This is a genomic window from Xylophilus ampelinus (assembly GCF_003217575.1).
GTDB classification, from domain to species: domain Bacteria; phylum Pseudomonadota; class Gammaproteobacteria; order Burkholderiales; family Burkholderiaceae_C; genus Xylophilus; species Xylophilus ampelinus.
The window spans coordinates 14,446-31,693 of the sequence record NZ_QJTC01000012.1; the positions used below are offsets into that span (position 1 = coordinate 14,446).

General features: G+C 68.7%; 15 protein-coding genes and 1 pseudogene. 7 read left to right on the plus strand and 9 right to left on the minus strand.

Annotated features, from left to right (window positions below; translation table 11 throughout):
- The first annotated feature begins 293 nt into the window (after positions 1-293).
- Positions 294-1,376: an expansin EXLX1 family cellulose-binding protein gene (locus DFQ15_RS09280; RefSeq protein WP_233504383.1), complete on the plus strand. Its 1,083-nt coding sequence runs from the start codon at positions 294-296 to the stop codon at positions 1,374-1,376.
- A 6-nt stretch (positions 1,377-1,382) separates the two neighbouring features.
- On the opposite strand, the gene glcF is transcribed toward DFQ15_RS09280, so the two are convergent.
- From glcF to DFQ15_RS09305, 5 genes and pseudogenes are all read right to left on the minus strand, one after another.
- A complete protein-coding gene (gene glcF / locus DFQ15_RS09285; RefSeq protein ID WP_110465717.1) occupies positions 1,383-2,630 on the minus strand; it encodes a glycolate oxidase subunit GlcF in 1,248 nt (415 codons plus the stop codon).
- Positions 2,631-2,661: 31 nt separating this feature from the next.
- Positions 2,662-3,804, minus strand: a complete 1,143-nt coding sequence (gene glcE, locus DFQ15_RS09290) for a glycolate oxidase subunit GlcE (RefSeq protein WP_110465718.1) — start codon at positions 3,802-3,804, stop codon at positions 2,662-2,664.
- A gap of 159 nt (positions 3,805-3,963) precedes the next feature.
- Positions 3,964-5,469 carry an FAD-linked oxidase C-terminal domain-containing protein gene (locus tag DFQ15_RS09295; protein ID WP_110465719.1) on the minus strand — a complete coding sequence of 502 codons (1,506 nt, stop codon included), beginning with the start codon at positions 5,467-5,469 and terminating at the stop codon, positions 3,964-3,966.
- 100 nt (positions 5,470-5,569) lie between these two features.
- A pseudogene (locus DFQ15_RS09300) lies at positions 5,570-5,779 on the minus strand (hydroxypyruvate isomerase); the annotation flags it as partial.
- Positions 5,780-6,002: 223 nt separating this feature from the next.
- A complete protein-coding gene (locus DFQ15_RS09305) occupies positions 6,003-7,313 on the minus strand; it encodes a glycerate kinase type-2 family protein (protein WP_110465720.1) in 1,311 nt (436 codons plus the stop codon).
- A gap of 168 nt (positions 7,314-7,481) precedes the next feature.
- Between DFQ15_RS09305 and DFQ15_RS09310 the strand changes: the two genes are divergently transcribed.
- Positions 7,482-8,795, plus strand: a complete 1,314-nt coding sequence (locus DFQ15_RS09310) for an EAL domain-containing protein (protein ID WP_110465721.1) — start codon at positions 7,482-7,484, stop codon at positions 8,793-8,795.
- 44 nt (positions 8,796-8,839) lie between these two features.
- Here DFQ15_RS09310 and DFQ15_RS09315 read toward each other — a convergent pair whose 3' ends face one another.
- Positions 8,840-10,060: a urate hydroxylase PuuD gene (locus tag DFQ15_RS09315; protein ID WP_110465722.1), complete on the minus strand. Its 1,221-nt coding sequence runs from the start codon at positions 10,058-10,060 to the stop codon at positions 8,840-8,842.
- Between the two features lie 172 nt (positions 10,061-10,232).
- Positions 10,233-11,051, minus strand: a complete 819-nt coding sequence (gene xdhC / locus DFQ15_RS09320) for a xanthine dehydrogenase accessory protein XdhC (RefSeq protein ID WP_374941018.1) — start codon at positions 11,049-11,051, stop codon at positions 10,233-10,235.
- 46 nt (positions 11,052-11,097) lie between these two features.
- Here xdhC and DFQ15_RS09325 point away from each other — a divergent pair, with 46 nt between their 5' ends.
- Positions 11,098-11,622, plus strand: a complete 525-nt coding sequence (locus DFQ15_RS09325) for a hypothetical protein (RefSeq protein ID WP_110465724.1) — start codon at positions 11,098-11,100, stop codon at positions 11,620-11,622.
- A 16-nt stretch (positions 11,623-11,638) separates the two neighbouring features.
- On the opposite strand, the gene uraH is transcribed toward DFQ15_RS09325, so the two are convergent.
- Complete coding sequence (uraH, locus tag DFQ15_RS09330; RefSeq protein WP_110465725.1) at positions 11,639-11,989, minus strand: hydroxyisourate hydrolase; 351 nt, start codon at positions 11,987-11,989, stop codon at positions 11,639-11,641.
- A 247-nt stretch (positions 11,990-12,236) separates the two neighbouring features.
- Between uraH and DFQ15_RS09335 the strand changes: the two genes are divergently transcribed.
- Complete coding sequence (locus tag DFQ15_RS09335) at positions 12,237-12,668, plus strand: VirK family protein (RefSeq protein WP_110465726.1); 432 nt, start codon at positions 12,237-12,239, stop codon at positions 12,666-12,668.
- 54 nt (positions 12,669-12,722) lie between these two features.
- Here the strand turns inward: DFQ15_RS09335 and DFQ15_RS09340 are convergent, their stop codons facing one another.
- A complete protein-coding gene (locus DFQ15_RS09340) occupies positions 12,723-14,126 on the minus strand; it encodes a cellulase family glycosylhydrolase (protein WP_233504385.1) in 1,404 nt (467 codons plus the stop codon).
- A gap of 133 nt (positions 14,127-14,259) precedes the next feature.
- Here DFQ15_RS09340 and DFQ15_RS17105 point away from each other — a divergent pair, with 133 nt between their 5' ends.
- From DFQ15_RS17105 to uraD, 3 genes are read left to right on the plus strand one after another with little or no spacing between them, the layout of a single operon-like run.
- Positions 14,260-14,466, plus strand: coding sequence for a hypothetical protein (locus DFQ15_RS17105; protein WP_146228710.1), 207 nt, complete (start codon positions 14,260-14,262; stop codon positions 14,464-14,466).
- Positions 14,463-15,419 carry an allantoinase PuuE gene (puuE, locus tag DFQ15_RS09345; protein WP_110465728.1) on the plus strand — a complete coding sequence of 319 codons (957 nt, stop codon included), beginning with the start codon at positions 14,463-14,465 and terminating at the stop codon, positions 15,417-15,419. The genes DFQ15_RS17105 and puuE overlap by 4 nt, the downstream gene beginning before the upstream one ends.
- A gap of 1 nt (position 15,420) precedes the next feature.
- A complete protein-coding gene (gene uraD / locus DFQ15_RS09350) occupies positions 15,421-17,223 on the plus strand; it encodes a 2-oxo-4-hydroxy-4-carboxy-5-ureidoimidazoline decarboxylase (protein WP_110465729.1) in 1,803 nt (600 codons plus the stop codon).
- Positions 17,224-17,248 lie beyond the last annotated feature (25 nt).

Here is a 17,248-nt window from a genome sequence, read left to right on the forward strand (position 1 = left end):
CCGCGCTCGGCTCGGGCATCGACGGGCAGTTGGCTCGAGAAGCAACCGCCGCCGAGCGGGAAAGGGATACCGCAGAACGTCTGACCGCACGACAACACAAGACGGCGATCATGCTGCTGCGAAAGGTTTACGCCGGCCAAGAGTGTGCTGCCGGGGCGGCCCGACATCGGCCGGTGAATAAAAAATTCGCTTTTATGGCCAAGAAGAGGAATAAACATGCTTTAAATTCGAGCATCTCAACTTAATGGATCAATTTTCCCATGTCCATGCAGTCTTTTTTCGGTAGCGCATTTGTGATTTCGCTCGGAGCGCTCGGCGTCTCGCAAAGCCATGCGCAAGGCGCCTACGAAGCCGTACACAGCGGGCGAGGCACGTTCTACGGATACAACGGTGGCGGCAACTGCAGCCTGCCCGTGCCGAGCGATGTCTTGACCGCGGCCATGAACCAGAGCGACTACAACACGGCCCAGGCCTGCGGTGCGTATATCGAGGTGACCAATCTCAATACGTCCCAATCGGTCCTGGTGCGCATCGACAACCGTTGCCCCGAATGCGCTCCGGGCAGTGTCGATCTGTCGGAGCCAGCCTTCGAGCAGATTTCCCCGCGAGAGGCGGGAATTATTCCGATCCGCTGGCATTACGTCTCGGGCCCGTCGTCTTCCGCCAGCGTGTATTTCAAGGAAGGCTCCAGCCAGTGGTGGGCCGGCATCCAGGTGCGAAACCACCGTAACCCGGTGGCCTCGCTGGCATACCGCGCCAGTGGCTCCGGCGCCGAGTACGTGACCCTCGACAGGGAGATGTACAACTACTTCATCGCACCGAGCGGCATGGGACCGGGCCCGTACGACCTGCGCATCACCGACGTGTTCGGGCAGGTCATCGAGGGGAATGGCATCTCCTTGCAAGTCACCACCGAGATTCCGCTGGGCGCGCAGTTCCCCGAGGTATTGCCGGCGTCGGGCGTAAGCGCGAATGGCAGTAATTCTGCTCCTGCTCCGGCTCCTGCTCCTGCTCCTGCTCCGGCTCCTGCTCCGGCTCCGGCTCCGGCTCCGGCTCCGGCTCCGGCTCCGGCTCCGGCTCCGGCTCCGGCTCCGGCTCCGGCTCCGGCTCCGGCTCCGGCCCAAACGTCCGCCGGCACCCAGGTCAGCGCGATCAGCGACTGGGGACAGGGTTACTGCAACAACGTGACCGTGCACAACCCGAACTCGGCACCGCTGAAATGGTCGGTCACGCTGCCGGTGCAGGGATCGATCTACACACAGTGGAACGCCACGCTCGCACAACACGGTGCGTCGATGTCGGCCAGCGGCGTGGACTGGAATCGGACGCTCGCCCCGAACGCCAGCACCCAGTTCGGTTACTGCGCCAACCGCTGACGCGGGTCAGGCCGCGGTCGCACAAGAGAGGGGTGCGATCGCCGCATCCAGCAGCTCGACCCAGTGCCGCACCGGCACCGCGCTGCCACTCTGCAGATGGGTGATGCAGCCGATGTTGGCCGAGACGATGGTGGTCGGCTGCAGCGCATTCAGGTGGCCTAGCTTGCGGTCGCGCAGCGGATAGGCCAGGCCCGGCTGCAACACCGAATAGGTACCGGCCGAGCCGCAGCACAGGTGCGATTCGCTGGCCGCCATCCGGATGTCGAAGCCTAGCGCGCGCAGGTTCACTTCGACCCCGCCGCGCAGCTTCTGGCCGTGCTGCAAGGTGCACGGCGGGTGGTAAGCGACAACGCCCACGGGCGGTGTGACGCGGGATTTCAACGCCGTAACCAGCTCGGGCAACAGCTCGCTCAGGTCGCGTGTCAAGTCGCTGATACGGCGGGACTTGGCGGAGTAGACCGGGTCGTCGCGCAGGATGTGGCCGTACTCGCGCACCGTGGCGCCGCAGCCCGACGCGTTCATCACGATCGCCTCTGCCTCGCCGCGCTCCACGATCGGCCACCAGGCATCGACGTTGGCACGCATCTGCGCCTTGCCGCCGTCCTGGTCGTTGAGGTGGAATTTCACCGCGCCGCAGCAGCCCGCCGGGGGCGCCACCACCGCCTGAATCCCGGCCGCGTCCAGCACCCTTGCCGTGGCGCTGTCGATATTGGGCATCATCGACGGTTGCACGCAACCCGCCAGCACCAGCACCTTGCGCGCATGGCTGCGGGTAGGCCAGGTACCTGATGGCTGACGCGCGGGCACCTTGGTTTTGAGCATGCCGGGCAGCAGACCGCGCACCGCCTGGCCCAGCTTCATCGCCGGGCCGAAAAGCGGCGACGGCAGCGTCTCCTTCAGCATCCACCGAACGGCCGCCTCCCCGGCCGGCCGCGGCACCTTGCTGTCGACTACCTTACGGCCGATGTCTACCAGATGGCCGTACTGCACGCCGCTGGGGCAGGTGGTCTCGCAGTTGCGGCAGGTCAGACAGCGGTCGAGGTGCAGCTGGGTGCTGCGGGTCGGCGCATGGCCTTCGAGCACCTGCTTGATCAGGTAGATGCGGCCGCGCGGGCCGTCCAGCTCGTCGCCCAGCAGCTGGTAGGTCGGGCAGGTGGCGGTGCAGAAACCGCAGTGCACGCACTTGCGCAGGATGGCCTCGGCCTCCATACCGTCGGCGGTGCCCTGGAATTCGGGGGCGAGTTCGGTTTGCATGGGATGCTGTGGCGGCAGTTGCGCTGGAGGTCTATCGTGTCGCGGTCCCGTCGTCGGGCGCGCGTTCGGGCCAACTACCCGCCGGAGCGGAGCGCGCCGGCCGGTTGAAGATACCAGCCGGATCGAACTCTCTCTGCAACGCACGCTGGATGCGCTCCAGCACCGGCGAGACGGCGTCGAACCGCGGCGAGTGCGCCGATACGGCAGACGCGCGAAACAGCGTCGCATGGCCGCCCGCGGCACGGGCCACGGCCCGCATCCGCGCCGCCGTTCCGGGCGCTGCACGGTACCAGCGCTGGCCGCCGTGCCACTCGACGAGCGGCGTCGGGTCGAGCCCCAGGGCCGGCGCGGTCTGCGCGACGGACAGGCGCCACAGATCAGAAGGTTCCGCACCGCCGTCGAACCAGGCGAGTCGCTGGTGCCTCAGGGCGTTCCATATATCGGACGCGGCCGTGACCCGCTCGCCTCCAAGCTGGGTACATGCTGCCTCGACCGCCGCCACTGCGCCCCGCAGACGGAGGTACAACACGCCCCCGCCGTACTCCTGCGTCCACGCACTGGCATTGAGCGGCAACGGGCGCCCGCCCCAGCCGTGCAGCAGCGCGAGCGCCTCGGTCTGGCTACAGCCGAAACGCAGCGTGGTTTCGGCCGGCATGGTGGGCAGCACCTTCAAACTGACCTCGGCGATCAGGCCCAGCGTGCCCATCGAGCCGGCCAGCACGCGCGACACGTCGTAGCCCGCCACGTTCTTCATCACCTGGCCGCCGAAGGTCAGCACCTCGCCGCGGCCGTTGACCAGCGTGGCACCGAGCACGTAATCGCGCACCGATCCCAGATTGGCGCGGGCGGGGCCGGCCAGCCCGGCCGCCACCATGCCGCCGACGGTTCCGCCGGCAGCGAAGTGCGGCGGCTCGAAGGGCAGGCACTGGCCTTTCTCTGCGAGCGTGGCTTCCAGTTCGGCCAGGGACGTGCCGGCGCGCACAGTGACGAACAGCTCGCTCGGCTCATAGCTGGTGATGCCCGAAAGCGCGTGCGTATCCAGAATTTCGCCGTCGACCGCTCCGCCGTAGAAATCCTTGGTGCCACCGCCGCTGAGACGCAGCGGCGTGCCGTGGGCAGCCGCCGCACGGATGCGGTCGACCATCCTGTCGAGCGTGGGGCAGGCCGAAACCATGTGCCTGTCCTGGAACGTGTTATGCACCGCGACGTGCCCGCGAAAGCCGGGGAGAGGCCCGGCGGCAAGGCGCAGGACGCGTCCCGATACGGATGCCTCTCCCCGACTTTGCCGAAGGGTGGGTCCCGCAGGCGAATACGTCGAAATGCATAAGACGTTCTAGAAACGGGGGATATCGGCGAACGGCTGGGTCTTCCCGCCGCGGACTACCTGCTTGCCGTATTCGGCACACCGCTGCAGCGTGGGGATCACCTTGCCCGGATTGAGCAGGCCCGCCGGATCGAACGCGCGCTTGACGCCGAACATCTGCTCGTTCTCGGCCGCGCTGAACTGCACGCACATGCTGTTGAGCTTCTCGATGCCGACGCCGTGCTCGCCCGAGACCGTGCCGCCCATCGCGACGCTGGTTTCCAAAATGTCGGCACCGAAAAGCTCGCAGCGGTGCAGCTCGTCGGGGTCGTTGGCGTCGAACAGCACCAGCGGGTGCAGGTTGCCGTCGCCGGCATGGAACACGTTGCAGCAACGCAGGCGGTATTTCTTCTCCATCGCCTGGATCGCCAGCAGGATGTCGGCGAGCCGCTTGCGCGGGATGGTCGAATCGAGGCACATGTAGTCGGGGCTGATCCGGCCCGATGCGGGAAACGCGTTCTTGCGGCCGCTCCAGAATGTGAGCCGCTCCGCCTCGTTCTCGCTCACCGCGATCGCGGTCGCACCGCACCGGCGTAGCACGTCGGTCATGCGGCCGATTTCTTCGGCTACCTCTTCGGACGTGCCGTCGGATTCGCACAGCAGGATGGCCTCGGCGTTCAGATCGTAGCCAGCCTTGACGAAGTCCTCGACCGCTGCGGTCATCGGCCGGTCCATCATCTCCAGGCCCGCCGGAATGATGCCCGCCGCGATCACCGCTGCGACGGTATCGCCTGCTTTGCGCAGGTCATCGAAGCTGGCCATGATGCAGCGGGCCAGCTGCGGCTTGGGCACCAGGCGCACGGTGACTTCCGTGGTGATCGCCAGCATGCCCTCGCTGCCTATGACAAGCGGCAAAAGGTCGAGACCGGGGCTGTCCAGCGCTTCGCCGCCGAACTCGACCGGATCGCCCGCAGCGGTAAAACCGCGCACCCGCAGCACGTTGTGCAATGTGAGCCCGTATTTGAGGCAATGAACACCACCCGAGTTCTCGGCTACGTTGCCGCCGATGGTGCATGCGATCTGGCTTGAGGGGTCTGGCGCATAGTACAGGTTGAACGGCGCTGCTGCTTCGCTGATCGCCAGGTTGCGCACGCCGCACTGCACGACCGCTGTCCGGCTCAGCGGGTCGATCTTCAGAATGCGACTGAGCCGCGCCAGCGAGAGTGTCACACCCATGACATGCGGCATGGCGCCGCCGGACAAACCTGTTCCTGCGCCGCGTGCCACTACAGGGATGCCCAGGCCGTGGCAGATCTCGAGTATCGACGCCACCTGCGCCTCGGTGTCCGGAAGCGCCACCACGAGCGGCCGCATGCGGTAGGCCGTGAGCCCGTCGCATTCGTAGGGCGCGGTGTCTTCGTCGTGCCAGATCAGGACGTGCGGTGGCAGTTCGCGTTTCAACGCACGAACGACATCCCGCTTGCGTGCCGCACGTTGCGCAGGGTCCTGCAGAATCGGTGGTGTGGCAACGTTCATCGCGCGTTGGATCAGCGTAAGTCCGACAAGATACAGGATCGACACGAAGATCAAAGAGGGATAACGCGGCCCCCTACTCACCTAGAGCGTGTTATGAACTACCGGGTAGGCAGCCAGGTGCGCAGCCGGGCGGGCAGGTCACCTGATGCAGGCCATGGTCGCGCAGCCGGGCCGCGATCTCGGCCACCGGAAACGGGTACGGTGCCAGGTATTCGACCGCGCCGAAGCCGTCGCGTGCCGCGGCGGCGAAGCGGTCGAGGAAATCGAGTTCCTGGTACAGGAAGGAGAGGTTGGCGGCGAAGCGGGGCATGGGGGGGGTTTCGGCGCGAGGGTGGATCGTGCACAGGCACCCCGACTTACCGCATGTCATGGTCCAATGTCTCATCGCCGAAACGACAGCATCGAAGCTCTTCCGGCAATGGAGGCACTGGCCTTAACGCGCACTTCTTCAGCCCGTTTTCCTGCACAGCTCGCCGCAGAGCTTCTCCCAAATTTTTACGGACTACGGTCTGTACTCGGCCTCCGCAAGAAGCTCACAACACCAGCACCGCCCGAAAATCGTTCACATTGGTATTCGTCGGCCCCGTCACCAGCAAATCCTCCACTGACTCGAAATACCCATAGGCATCGTTGCGCTGCAAATAATCGGCAATCTTGCAGCCCGCCGCGGCACTCCGCTCCAGCGTATCCGGCACGACGAAGGCCCCCGCGTTGTCCTCCACTCCGTCGATGCCGTCGGTATCCGCGGCCAGCGCCCAGACATTCGCTTCGCCTTGCAGCGCCTGCGCCAAGCCCAGGCAGAACTCCCCTGCCCGCCCGCCCCGGCCCTTGGCGGCACCCTCTGCGCGGGGCCGCACGGTGACGGTCGTCTCGCCGCCGGAGAGGATCACGCAGGGTTTCGCGAAGGGCTGGCCGTGGCGGGCGACGGCACGGGCCAGGGCGGCGTGGACCTTGCCGACCTCGCGGGATTCGCCTTCGATCTCGTCGCTGAGGATATAAGCGGGCAGGCCCGCGGCGCGGGCGGCTTCGGCTGCGGCTTCAAGCGATTGGCGGGGGGCGGCGATCAGCCGGACCGTTTGGCCGTCGAAGGCCGGAGCACCGGGCTTGGGGGTTTCGAGGGCGCCGGTTTCCAGCCGGGTGCGCACGGCGGAGGGGATGTCGATCCCATAGCGGGCCAGGATGTCGAGCGCTTCGGCGCAGCTGCTGGCATCCGGCACGGTGGGGCCGCTGGCGATGACCGACGGATCGTCGCCCGGCACGTCGCTGATCGCCAGGGTCACGACCCGGGCCGGCGCGCAGGCGGCGGCCAGGCGGCCGCCCTTGATGCGGGACAGATGCTTGCGCACGCAGTTCATCTCGCCGATGTGGGCGCCCGATTCCAGCAGGGCGCGGTTGATGCGCTGCTTGTCTTGCAGCGTCAGGCCCTCGGCCGGCAGCGTGAGCAGCGCCGATCCGCCGCCGGAGATCAGGCACAACACCAGGTCGTCGGCGGTCAAATCCTGAACCATCTGCAGCATGCGCTCGGCGGCGGCCAGGCCGGCGGCGTCGGGCACCGGGTGGGCGGCCTCGACGAGTGCGATGCGCCGCGGCAGCCCGGGGGGGCGCGGCGGAATGTGGTGGTAGCGGGTGACAACCAGGCCCTCCAGCGGCGCATCGGCCGGCCACAGCGCCTCCAGCGCCTGCGCCATCGCGCCGCCGGCCTTGCCGGCGCCGACCACGACCGTGCGGCCCTTGGGCGGTGACGGCAGAAAGGGACCGAGGGTGTGGATCGGCTGGGCGCGGCGCACCGCCACGTCGAAGAGATGCTGCAGGAAGGCGCGGGGATCGGCGGTGGAAGGCGTCATGGGGCGGGGCTCGGCGGCGGTGGACGAATGGCGGCAGGTGCCGCATTCTGCCGGTCCGGCCGTGGCGCCGCACCCTGCAATACCCTGCACCCGCCGGTGCATCGCGGCCTTTGAAACCGGGTAAATCGTCATGGCCGCGTCACGGCCGACCGGCAGGATGGGCGGGACATGCCCGTCCTTACCGCCCTCCCCGCCGCCGCGCGTCCTGCGGCCTTCACCTTCGCGCAGCGCCGCCGCGATCTGCGCACGCTGGCGCGGCTGATGCGCTATCGCCAGCTCAACGTACTCTTCCAGCCGCTGGTCGATCTGCACGAGGGCACCATCTTCGGGCACGAGGCGCTGGTCCGTGGGCCGGTCAACACGCCTCTGCACACGCCCGATGCACTGCTGGCGCTGGCCCGCGGCGCAGGCGTGCTGGCGATGTTCGAGCTGCTGTGCCTGGAGACGGCACTGGCCGACTGGCACCGGGCGCAGGGCAGCGGGCGGCTGTTTCTCCACATCGGCGCCGATGCGCTGGTGCAGGCGCTGCGCCGCCATGGCGCGGCGGCGCTGCTGGCGCATCTGCAGCGGCTGAAAATCGACCCGCGCATGCTGGTGCTGGAGCTGACCGAGCACGAGCGGATGGCCGACAAGGAGGCGCTGCGCGACGCGGTATGGCTGCTGCGGGCCGGCGGGGTGGGGCTGGCGCTGGACGACTTCGGCGACGGGCGCTCCAGCCTTCTCCGGTCGGAGCTGCGGCCCGAATTCGTGAAGCTCGACAAGTGTTTCATCCGCGCGCTGCACGGCAGCGACGGGCCCGAGAACCTGCGGCTGACGCAGGCGCTGCTGGGCGTAGCCGAGGCGTTCGGCACCCAGCTGGTGGCCGAGGGCATCGAGACGGCGGCCGATCTGCGTTTGCTGCGCGAGCTGCGCATTCCCTGCGGCCAGGGCTACCTGATGGGCCGGCCGGCCCCGCTGCCGCGCCAGCAGGTGGCGCAGGCCGCCCGCACCGTGCTGGGCGAGACGCCATCGCGGGTGCCGCTGCGCCAGCGGCCGCCGATGCGGCCGGGCATGCTGCGCGGCTTTCCGCGGATCGTCGACATCGAGGACGATATCGACGCGCTGGCCGCGATCCTCCCCTCGCACGACCGGCGTTATCTGAGCGACGGCTTCACCGCCGACGGCCGGTACACGGGCATGGGCATCGGCGAGCAGCAGGTGCGCACGGTGACCGCGGCGCCGGCCGCCCGCGCGCACGGCGGCATCCACGGAGATAACCGCGACGGCCAGCCGCGCTTCTTCTACCCGTGCACCACGCGCCCGATCGGCGTGGAGGCGGCGCGCGGTGGCCAGTTCCGCCATGCGGACGAGGTGGCCAGCCTGGCCGCGCCGGCCAAGCACGACGCCAGGTTGGCGCGGCAGCCGGTCCTGGTGCGGACGCCGGAGGCGCCGCGGGCCGCCGCGACGCCGACGGAGCGCGAGCCGTATCTCGGCGGCCGATAGCCGCGGCATCGCCCGGCGCCCCGCCGGCCGCACCGACCGGGCGGCTACCGCACCGGCGCGCCGGCCTGGAACCAGCGGCCGAGCAAGGCGCGCTCGGCCTCGGTGATGCCGGTAGCGTTGTTCAGCGGCATGGTCCGGGTCACCACCGCCTGCTGGTAGACGCCCTGGGCATGGGCCTTCAGCTGCTCGGGCGAGTCGAGGCGCACGTTCTTCATCTGCATGTCGGCGCCGTGGCACCTGTAGCAGCGCTGCTCCAGCACCGTCTTCACTTCGGCATAGAAAACCGGTGCAGCCGGCTCTGCACGCCGACCTCCAGCTACAGAAATAGTAGCAACCGGCGCGGGGCGCAGCGCAAAGATGGTGGCGGCGATCACGGCCACGCCCACCAGCGCCCAGGGCAGCGGATGCCGGTTGCGGCCCAGCTTCCAGCCGTGGCGCAGCACGAAGAACTGGCGGATCGCCGCGCCGGCGAACATCATCGCGATCAGCACCAGCCAGTTCTGCGGATGGGTGTAGGTGAAGCTGTAGTGGTTGCTGAGCATTGCGAACAGCACCGGCAGGGTGAAGTAGGTGTTGTGCACGCTGCGCTGCTTGCCGCGCCAGCCGTGCACCGGGTCGACCGGCTGGCCGGCCTCGATCGCGGCGATCACCTTCTTCTGGCCCGGGATGATCCAGAAGAACACGTTGGCGCTCATGCTGGTGGCGATCGTAGCGCCCACCAGCAAAAAGGCCGCGCGGCCGGCGAACCAGCGGCAGGCCAGCCAGGCCGCGGCGCAGACCAGCACCGGGGTCAGCGCGCCGACGATGGCGTCGCCGTTCCTGCGGCGGCCGAAGAGCTGGCAGATGGCGTCGTAGAGCATCCAGAACACTATGAAGAACGACAGCGCCACCGCTACCGCCGCGCCGGGCGACCAGTCCATCTTCGATGTGTCGACCAGGTAGGCGCTGGCGTTCCAGATGTAGGAGACGGAAAACAGCGCGAAGCCCGATATCCAGGTGCTGTAGCTCTCCCAGAAAAACCAGTGCAGGTGCGGCGGCAGCTGCGGCGGCTTCACCGCGAACTTCACCGGGTGGTAGAAGCCGCCGCCATGCACCGCCCACAGCTCTCCGGTGGCGCCCTGGCGCCTCAGGTCTTCGTCCTGGGGCGGCGTGAGGCTGCTGTCCAGGAAGACGAAGTAGAACGACGAGCCCACCCAGGCGATGGCGGTGATGACGTGAACCCAGCGCAGCAGCAGGTTGACCCAGTCGAGAAGATAGCTTTCCATGTGTCTGGAACGCCGCGCGGAGGACGCGGTCTGCGAGTGGCACGCTGCTCACCACTGCGGGCGCTCTGAGCAGAAATGGCCGCGAACCCGGGACGTGTCGCCGTCCCCCGCTCCGCTGCGACCTGTGCCGGCAAGTGTATGCAATTCGCAGGCCGCCGGGTGGGGCAGCGCGTCAGGACCCGCCCTGCGAGCCCAGGGTTTGCAACAACTGTGCCGCCACCGCCACGGCGATCACCTCCGGCGCCTTGCCGGCGATGCCGGGCAGGCCGATCGGGCAGACGACCGCATCCAGCTCGGCCGGCGCGAAACCGCGCGCCTCCAGCCGGCGGCGGAAGGTCGCCCACTTGCTGCGGCTGCCGATCAGGCCCAGGAACGGCAGGTCGCCGTGGCTCCGCCGGCGCCGCAGGCAGGCGGCGACGATGTCGAGGTCTTCCGCATGGCTGAAGCTCATCACCAGCACCCGCGAGCCGGCGGCCAGCCCGGGCACCGCCGCCTGCACCGGATCGGAATGCTCGCAGGTGGCATCGGCCGCCGCGTCGGGCGGAAAGATGCCGTCGCGGCTGTCGATCCAGGTGAGCGCGAAGGGCAGCGGCGTCAGCACACGGGCCAGCGCGGCGCCGACATGGCCGCCGCCGAAGAGCGCCACCGGGCTGCGTGCCGCCGACAGCCGCGCGCGCAGCGCCGCCCCATCGGCCGCGCCCACCGGCTCGAAGCGCAGATACACCACGCCGCCGCAGCACTGGCCGAGCGACGGGCCCAGCGGATAGCGCCGTACCGGCTCCGTGCCGCCCTGCCCGGCCAGCCGCAGCCGCGCCTCGGCCACCGCGTCGAACTCGAGCCGGCCGCCGCCGATGGTGCCGACCAACGCATCGGCGAACACCGCCATCCAGGTGCCGGCGCCGCGCGGCACCGACCCTTGGGTAGACTCCACCGACACCAGCACCGCCGCGGCCCGCGGCAGGCGCTGCAGCAGGGCACTCAAGATGTCCACGTCGCGTATTTCCTTTGTTCGCATTCTGACCCGAGGGCCGTCACCCATGCCGCCTGAACCGCCCCGCCGCCCCTGGATCGTGGCCGTGCTGCTGTCGGCCGCAGCCGCCATCGTCGCATCCTGCAGGTCGGGCACCGACACGCCCGCACCGTCGCGGCCGAAGACGCCCGATCCCGCCGCGCCGCCGGTGGCCAGCGGCCCGGTGCCGGGCGATCAGGGATCGGCCCGCGCCTCGTCGGCCGCCACGCCGCGCGCCTACCGGCAGGACGGCGCCACCCACCTCTACGGCCTGAACGCGCAGCGCATCTACAAGGGCAAGCTGCCGCCGCTGCTCTATGCGATCGGCACCCTGCAGGTCCACATCGACGCGGCCGGCAAGGTCGGCAAGCTCGAATGGATGCGCGCCCCACGCCATGCGCCCGAGGTGATCGCCGAGATCGAGCGCACCGTGCGCGCCGCGGCGCCCTTCCCTGCGCCGGTACGCCTCGGCAAGGTGGTCTACACCGACACCTGGCTCTGGGACAAGAGCGGCAGGTTCCAGCTCGACACCCTCACCGAAGGGCAGAACTAGGCGCTGCCCGGCGACATCAGCTGCCGCGGTAGGTGGAATAGGACCAGGGGCTCACCAGCAGCGGCACGTGGTAGTGCCGGTCGGCATGGGCGATGCCGAAATCGATGCTCACCACGCTCAGGAAGTTCGGCTCGGGCAGCCTCACGCCGCGGCTGCGGAAATAACCCGCCACGTCGAAGGACAACCGGTAGGTGCCGGTGCGCAGGCTTGCGTGGTCGAACAGCGGCGCATCGGTGCGGCCGTCGTGGTTGAGCACCATGCGCTGCAGCAGCGTGGCCGCGTCGCCGTGGGTGGCGTAGAAGGTGACGGCCATGCCCGCGGCGGGGCTGCCGTGCATCGTGTCGAGAACGTGGGTGCTGAGGCCCATGGGCACTTCCTTCGGCTGTGGGGACGGGCGAACGCGGCGCGGCATCATCTTCGCGCGCAATGACGCCCAGTGTATGCAGGCCGTCGCGTCGCTCCCCTGAAAGCGGCTGCCGCGCATGCGTGCGGAGATTTACAAATCGATTCCACACGGGACAGCGCCGATCCGCGCCTTCGATGGCACCAATACCTGCTCTTCATGCACCCGATGTCGGGCATTCCTCCATCCATCCACGTAATGGGAGATCTCCATGCGACGCACCGCTGCTTTCCTTCTGGCCTTCTCGTCTTCGCTGCTTGCCCTGCCGGCCCTGGCCCAAGTGCGACTCGACCAGCTGGCCGATATAGAGCGGGCTCTGGCAGCCGGCGGCGATGTCGCCGTGTCCATCGACCTGTCGCAGTGCACCGGCAAGGACGGCGCGCGCCCCACCCAGACCCGCGGCGGCCTGCGCATCGGCGCCTACCGGATCGTGGAGGACGGCACGCTCTCCTTCAGCGATGCCCATTTCACCGTCGCCCGTGACGGCCAGCCGATCCAGCAACTGCTGCGCTACCAGGTCCGCCCCGATCGCAGCATCGATTTCACGATGTTCGTCTTCGATCTGCCCAGCTACCAGGCGCGCTCGGCCGTGCTGGCCTACCGATGCGGCATCAACCAGGGCATCCAGTTCCACGTCCGTTGACAACCACCGCCGCGTTGCAGCGCAGGCCGGGGCGATGCGCCCCGGCCCGGCGCATCAACGCACTGCGCAATAGCCGAACTCGGCCTGCGCGTTCGGTGCCAGCGTCTTGTTCCATGCGACGCCCGAGGCCGATAACTGATTGCCCGATTGCGTCCAGACGGCGTTCCACACGTTATTGACGGTGCCACGTGTCGTCAGCTGGATCTTCCAGTCGCCGCTGGCACTCCCGGTGTTGGTGACCTGTACACGCTCGCAGTAGCCTGCGTTCCATTCGCTGGTCGTCGTTTCCTGGACGCTGAAGCTGACGGTGCCAGGTGCAGGTGCAGGTGCAGGTGCAGGTGCAGGTGCAGGTGCAGGTGCAGGTGCGGGCGAGGGTGCGGGCGAGGGTGCGGGCGAGGGTGCGGGCGAAGGTGCTGGCGCCGGGGCCGGGGCCGGGGCCGGGGCCGGGGCCGGGGCCGGTGCCGGCGCGGGGGCAGCGCTGCCGTTTCCCCAGAGCCGCTTCAGCAACGCAATCTTGTCGGTTCGCACCGTGGTCCAGTCGTCGTCGACCAGACCGCCGGTGTCGCCGCTGTTGGGATTCCACGACCAGTAGAAGCCGCTGCGGATGCCCTTGCTGATCAGGTAGTCGACCAGCTTGTTCTGCCACTGCACGTCCCGTGCGTCGCCGCGGCCGTACTTGCCGCCGAATTCGCCGAGCAGCACCGCTTGGCCCGCCTGCACGAAACGGCCGAAGTGCTGCTCCCAGATCGCCGGCATGTTGTTCGGGAAATCGGACGCGTTGAAGTACGACTGCACGTAGACGTCGGGCCCGTAGGCATGCGGCGCCAGCAGCAGTCTGTCGGCCGGGATGTTGAGCGGCGTGCAGGCCAGGGGCTCGATATTGCCGCCCCACCAGTGGCCGCCGCTGCTGGAGCAGTTGGCGCTGTCGACCACGCCTTCGACCACGATCAGCCACCGGGGTGCCACCTTCAGCACCTCGGCCGACGCACGCTCGGCCGCACGGTTCCAGTCGGTTGCGGCGTTGCCGGCGCCCCAGGTGGCCTGGCCATGGGGCTCGTTCTTCAGGTCGATGCCGATCACGCCCGGCAGGTTCTTGTAACGCTGCGCGACGAAGACCAGATCGCTGATCCACTGCTGTTCACTGTAGTTGGAGGTGTACCAGAGTTCCGAGATGCTCTGGCAGTCGGGGGTGTGGTGGTCGAGCAGCACGTACATGCCGCGGCTGCTGAACTCCTGGACCACCTTGTCGAGCACCTGCAACGCGCTCAGGCCTTGCAGATCGGGGTTGCGGCTGTAGTCGATGCTGTTGGGCGCACCGCCGCGCAGGGTCTGCGGACAGAACGGCAGGCGCACGGCGTTGAAGCCCTGTCCCTGGATCTGCGTGACGACGTCCTTCCAGTTGCGGGCCCACAGCCCATGCACCACCTGGGTGCCAGTTTCGAAACCGAACCAATTCACGCCGCGGAGTTGGACGGGGGCCCCGTTATCGTCCACAACGCTTCCGGCGTCGATGGCATAACTCCAGGAAAATTGGCTGGCGGCCAACAGAGTGCTTCCCAGGACAAATGTTTTCAAGAAATTTTTCGTTGCCATGATCATCCCTTTTTTAGTGGTCATCAAAATGCGGCACCGCAGCAATCGCTGCCTTGCCGCGCATATCGACGGATTGCCCGCCAAAACCAGCGCCCGCGCATTGTCATTTGACACAATGAATAAACAATGCAAAAAAATTGCAAGTGCGCTTTGCAAGCGTGAGCAAATGAACCTAAGCGCCTTTCCTTGTCCAGGCACCCCATGACACGGCCCTCCCCGGCTTACGACTCCACCCTTGTCTATCCGCGCGACCTGGTCGGCTACGGCCGCCATCCACCACAGGCGCAGTGGCCGGGCGGCGCGCGGATCGCGGTGCAGTTCGTCCTCAACTACGAGGAAGGCGGCGAGAACGCCACGCTGCACGGCGACGCCGGGTCGGAGCAGTTCCTCTCCGAGATGTTCAACCCGCCGGCCTTCCCCGATCGGCACATGAGCATGGAGGGCATCTACGAGTACGGATCGCGCGTCGGCGTCTGGCGCATCCTGCGGGCCTTCGAGGAGCGCGGGCTGCCGCTCACCGTGTTCGGCGTCGGCATGGCCCTGCAGCGCCATCCGGACCTGACCCGCGCCTTCGTGGAACTGGGCCACGAGATCGCCTGCCACGGCTGGCGCTGGATCCACTACCAGGGCGTGGACGAAGAGACGGAGCGCGCCCACATGCGCCTGGCCCTCGACACCATCGCGCGGATGACCGGCGTGCGGCCCGAGGGCTGGTACACCGGCCGCGACAGCCCCCGCACCCGCCGCCTGGTGGCCGACGACGGCGGCCTGGCCTACGACAGCGACTACTACGGCGACGACCTGCCCTTCTGGATGAAGGTGCGGCGCACCGACGGCACGGTGGTGCCGCGCCTGGTGGTGCCCTATACGCTCGACACCAACGACATGCGCTTCTCACTACCCCAGGGCTTCGCCCACGGCGAGGACTTCTTCACCTACCTGCGCGACAGCTTCGACGCGCTGTACGCCGAAGGCGCCGAAACGCCCCGGATGCTCAGCATCGGCATGCACTGCCGGCTGCTCGGCCGGCCGGGACGCATCGGCGCGCTGCACAAATTCCTGGACCACATCCAGAAGCACGACCGCGTCTGGATCTGTCGCCGCATCGACATCGCCCGCCACTGGCAGGCGGTGCACCCCTGCACGGAAGGCACCTGATATGCCAGTCACCCTGGACCAACTCAATGCCGCGTCGCCCGCCGAGGCGGCGGTGCTGCTCGACGGCCTGTACGAGCACTCGCCCTGGATCGTCCTGCAGACCGTCGCCGCCGCCGCGCCGTTCCGCTCGGTGGCGCATTTCAAGCATGCGCTGGCGGCCACCGTGTCGGCCGCGCCGACGGAGGCGCAGCTGGCGCTGATCCGCGCCCACCCCGAGTTGGCCGGCAAGGCGATGGTGGCGCAGTCGCTCACCGCCGAATCGACGCACGAGCAGCGCGCCGCCGGGCTGACGCAGTGCACGCCCGAGGAGTTCGCCCGCATCCAGCAACTCAACGCCGACTACAACGCGCGCTTCGGCTTCCCGTTCATCCTGGCGGTGCGCGGGCCGCGCGGCACCGGGCTGGGCAAGGCGCAGATCATCGCCACCTTCGCCCGCCGGCTGCGCCACCACCCCGACGCCGAGCGCGACGAGGCGCTGCGCAACGTCCACCGCATCGCCGAGATCCGGCTCGCCGACAAGTTCGGCACCGCGCCCACGCTGGGCGACGCGGTGTGGGACTGGCAGGAGGCGCTGGCCGCGTTCAGCGATCCGGGCTTCGCCGAGCAGGGCCAGCTCACCGTGCTCTACCTCACCGAGGCGCACCGGGCCAGCGCCCGCCGCATCGCCGAATGGATGCGCGAGAGCGGCTGCGACAGCGTGGCCATCGACGCGGTCGGCAACGTCGTCGGCCGCTACGAGGCCGGCGCCGGCCCGACGGCCCCCACCCTGATGACCGGATCGCACTACGACACGGTGCGCAACGGCGGCAAGTACGACGGGCGGCTGGGCATCTTCGTGCCGCTGGCCTGCATCCGCGAACTGCACCGCCAGGGCCGGCGCCTGCCCTTCGCGATCGAGCTGGTGGGCTTCGCCGAGGAGGAAGGCCAGCGCTACAAGGCGACCTTCCTCGGCTCGGGCGCCCTCACCGGCGACTTCCAACCCGAGTGGCTCGACCAGCAGGATGCCGACGGCGTCACGATGCGCGCCGCGATGCAGCAGGCGGGCCTGCCCGCCACGCTGGAGGCCATCGCCGCGCTGCGGCGCGACGCGGCGCGCTACCTGGGCTTCGTCGAGGTGCATATCGAGCAGGGGCCGGTGCTGGCGGAACTCAACCTGCCGCTGGGCATCGTCACCTCGATCAACGGCAGCGTGCGCTGCGTCTGCGAGGTCATCGGCACCGCCAGCCACGCCGGCACGACCCCGATGGACCGCCGGCGCGACGCCGCCGCGGCGGTGGCCGAGCTGGCCGTCTACCTGGAGCAGCGCGCCTCGCTCGACGGCGATTCGGTCGGCACCATCGGCATCCTGGAGGTGCCGGGCGGCTCGCTCAACGTGGTGCCCGGCCGCTGCCGCTTCACCCTCGACATGCGCGCCCCCGACGACCCGCAGCGCGACGCCCTGGCCGCCGACGTGCAGGCGATGCTGGCCGCGATCTGCGCCCGCCGCGGGGTGCACTTCACCTTGGAAGAGACCGAGCGCGCCGCCGCCGCACCGAGCGCGCCCGAGTGGCAGGCCCGCTGGGAGGCGGCGGTCGAGTCGCTGGGCGTGCCGCTGCACCGCATGCCCAGCGGCGCCGGCCACGACGCGATGAAGCTGCACCGCATCCTGCCGCAGGCGATGCTCTTCGTGCGCGGCGAGAACGGCGGCATCAGCCACAACCCGCTGGAGAGCAGCAGCAGCGAGGACATGGACCTGGCGGTGCGCGCTTTCCAGCGGCTGCTCGACCGACTGGAGACCGACACCGCCGCCGCCGTCGCGACCTGATTCGCAACGCTTTGCTATAGTATTG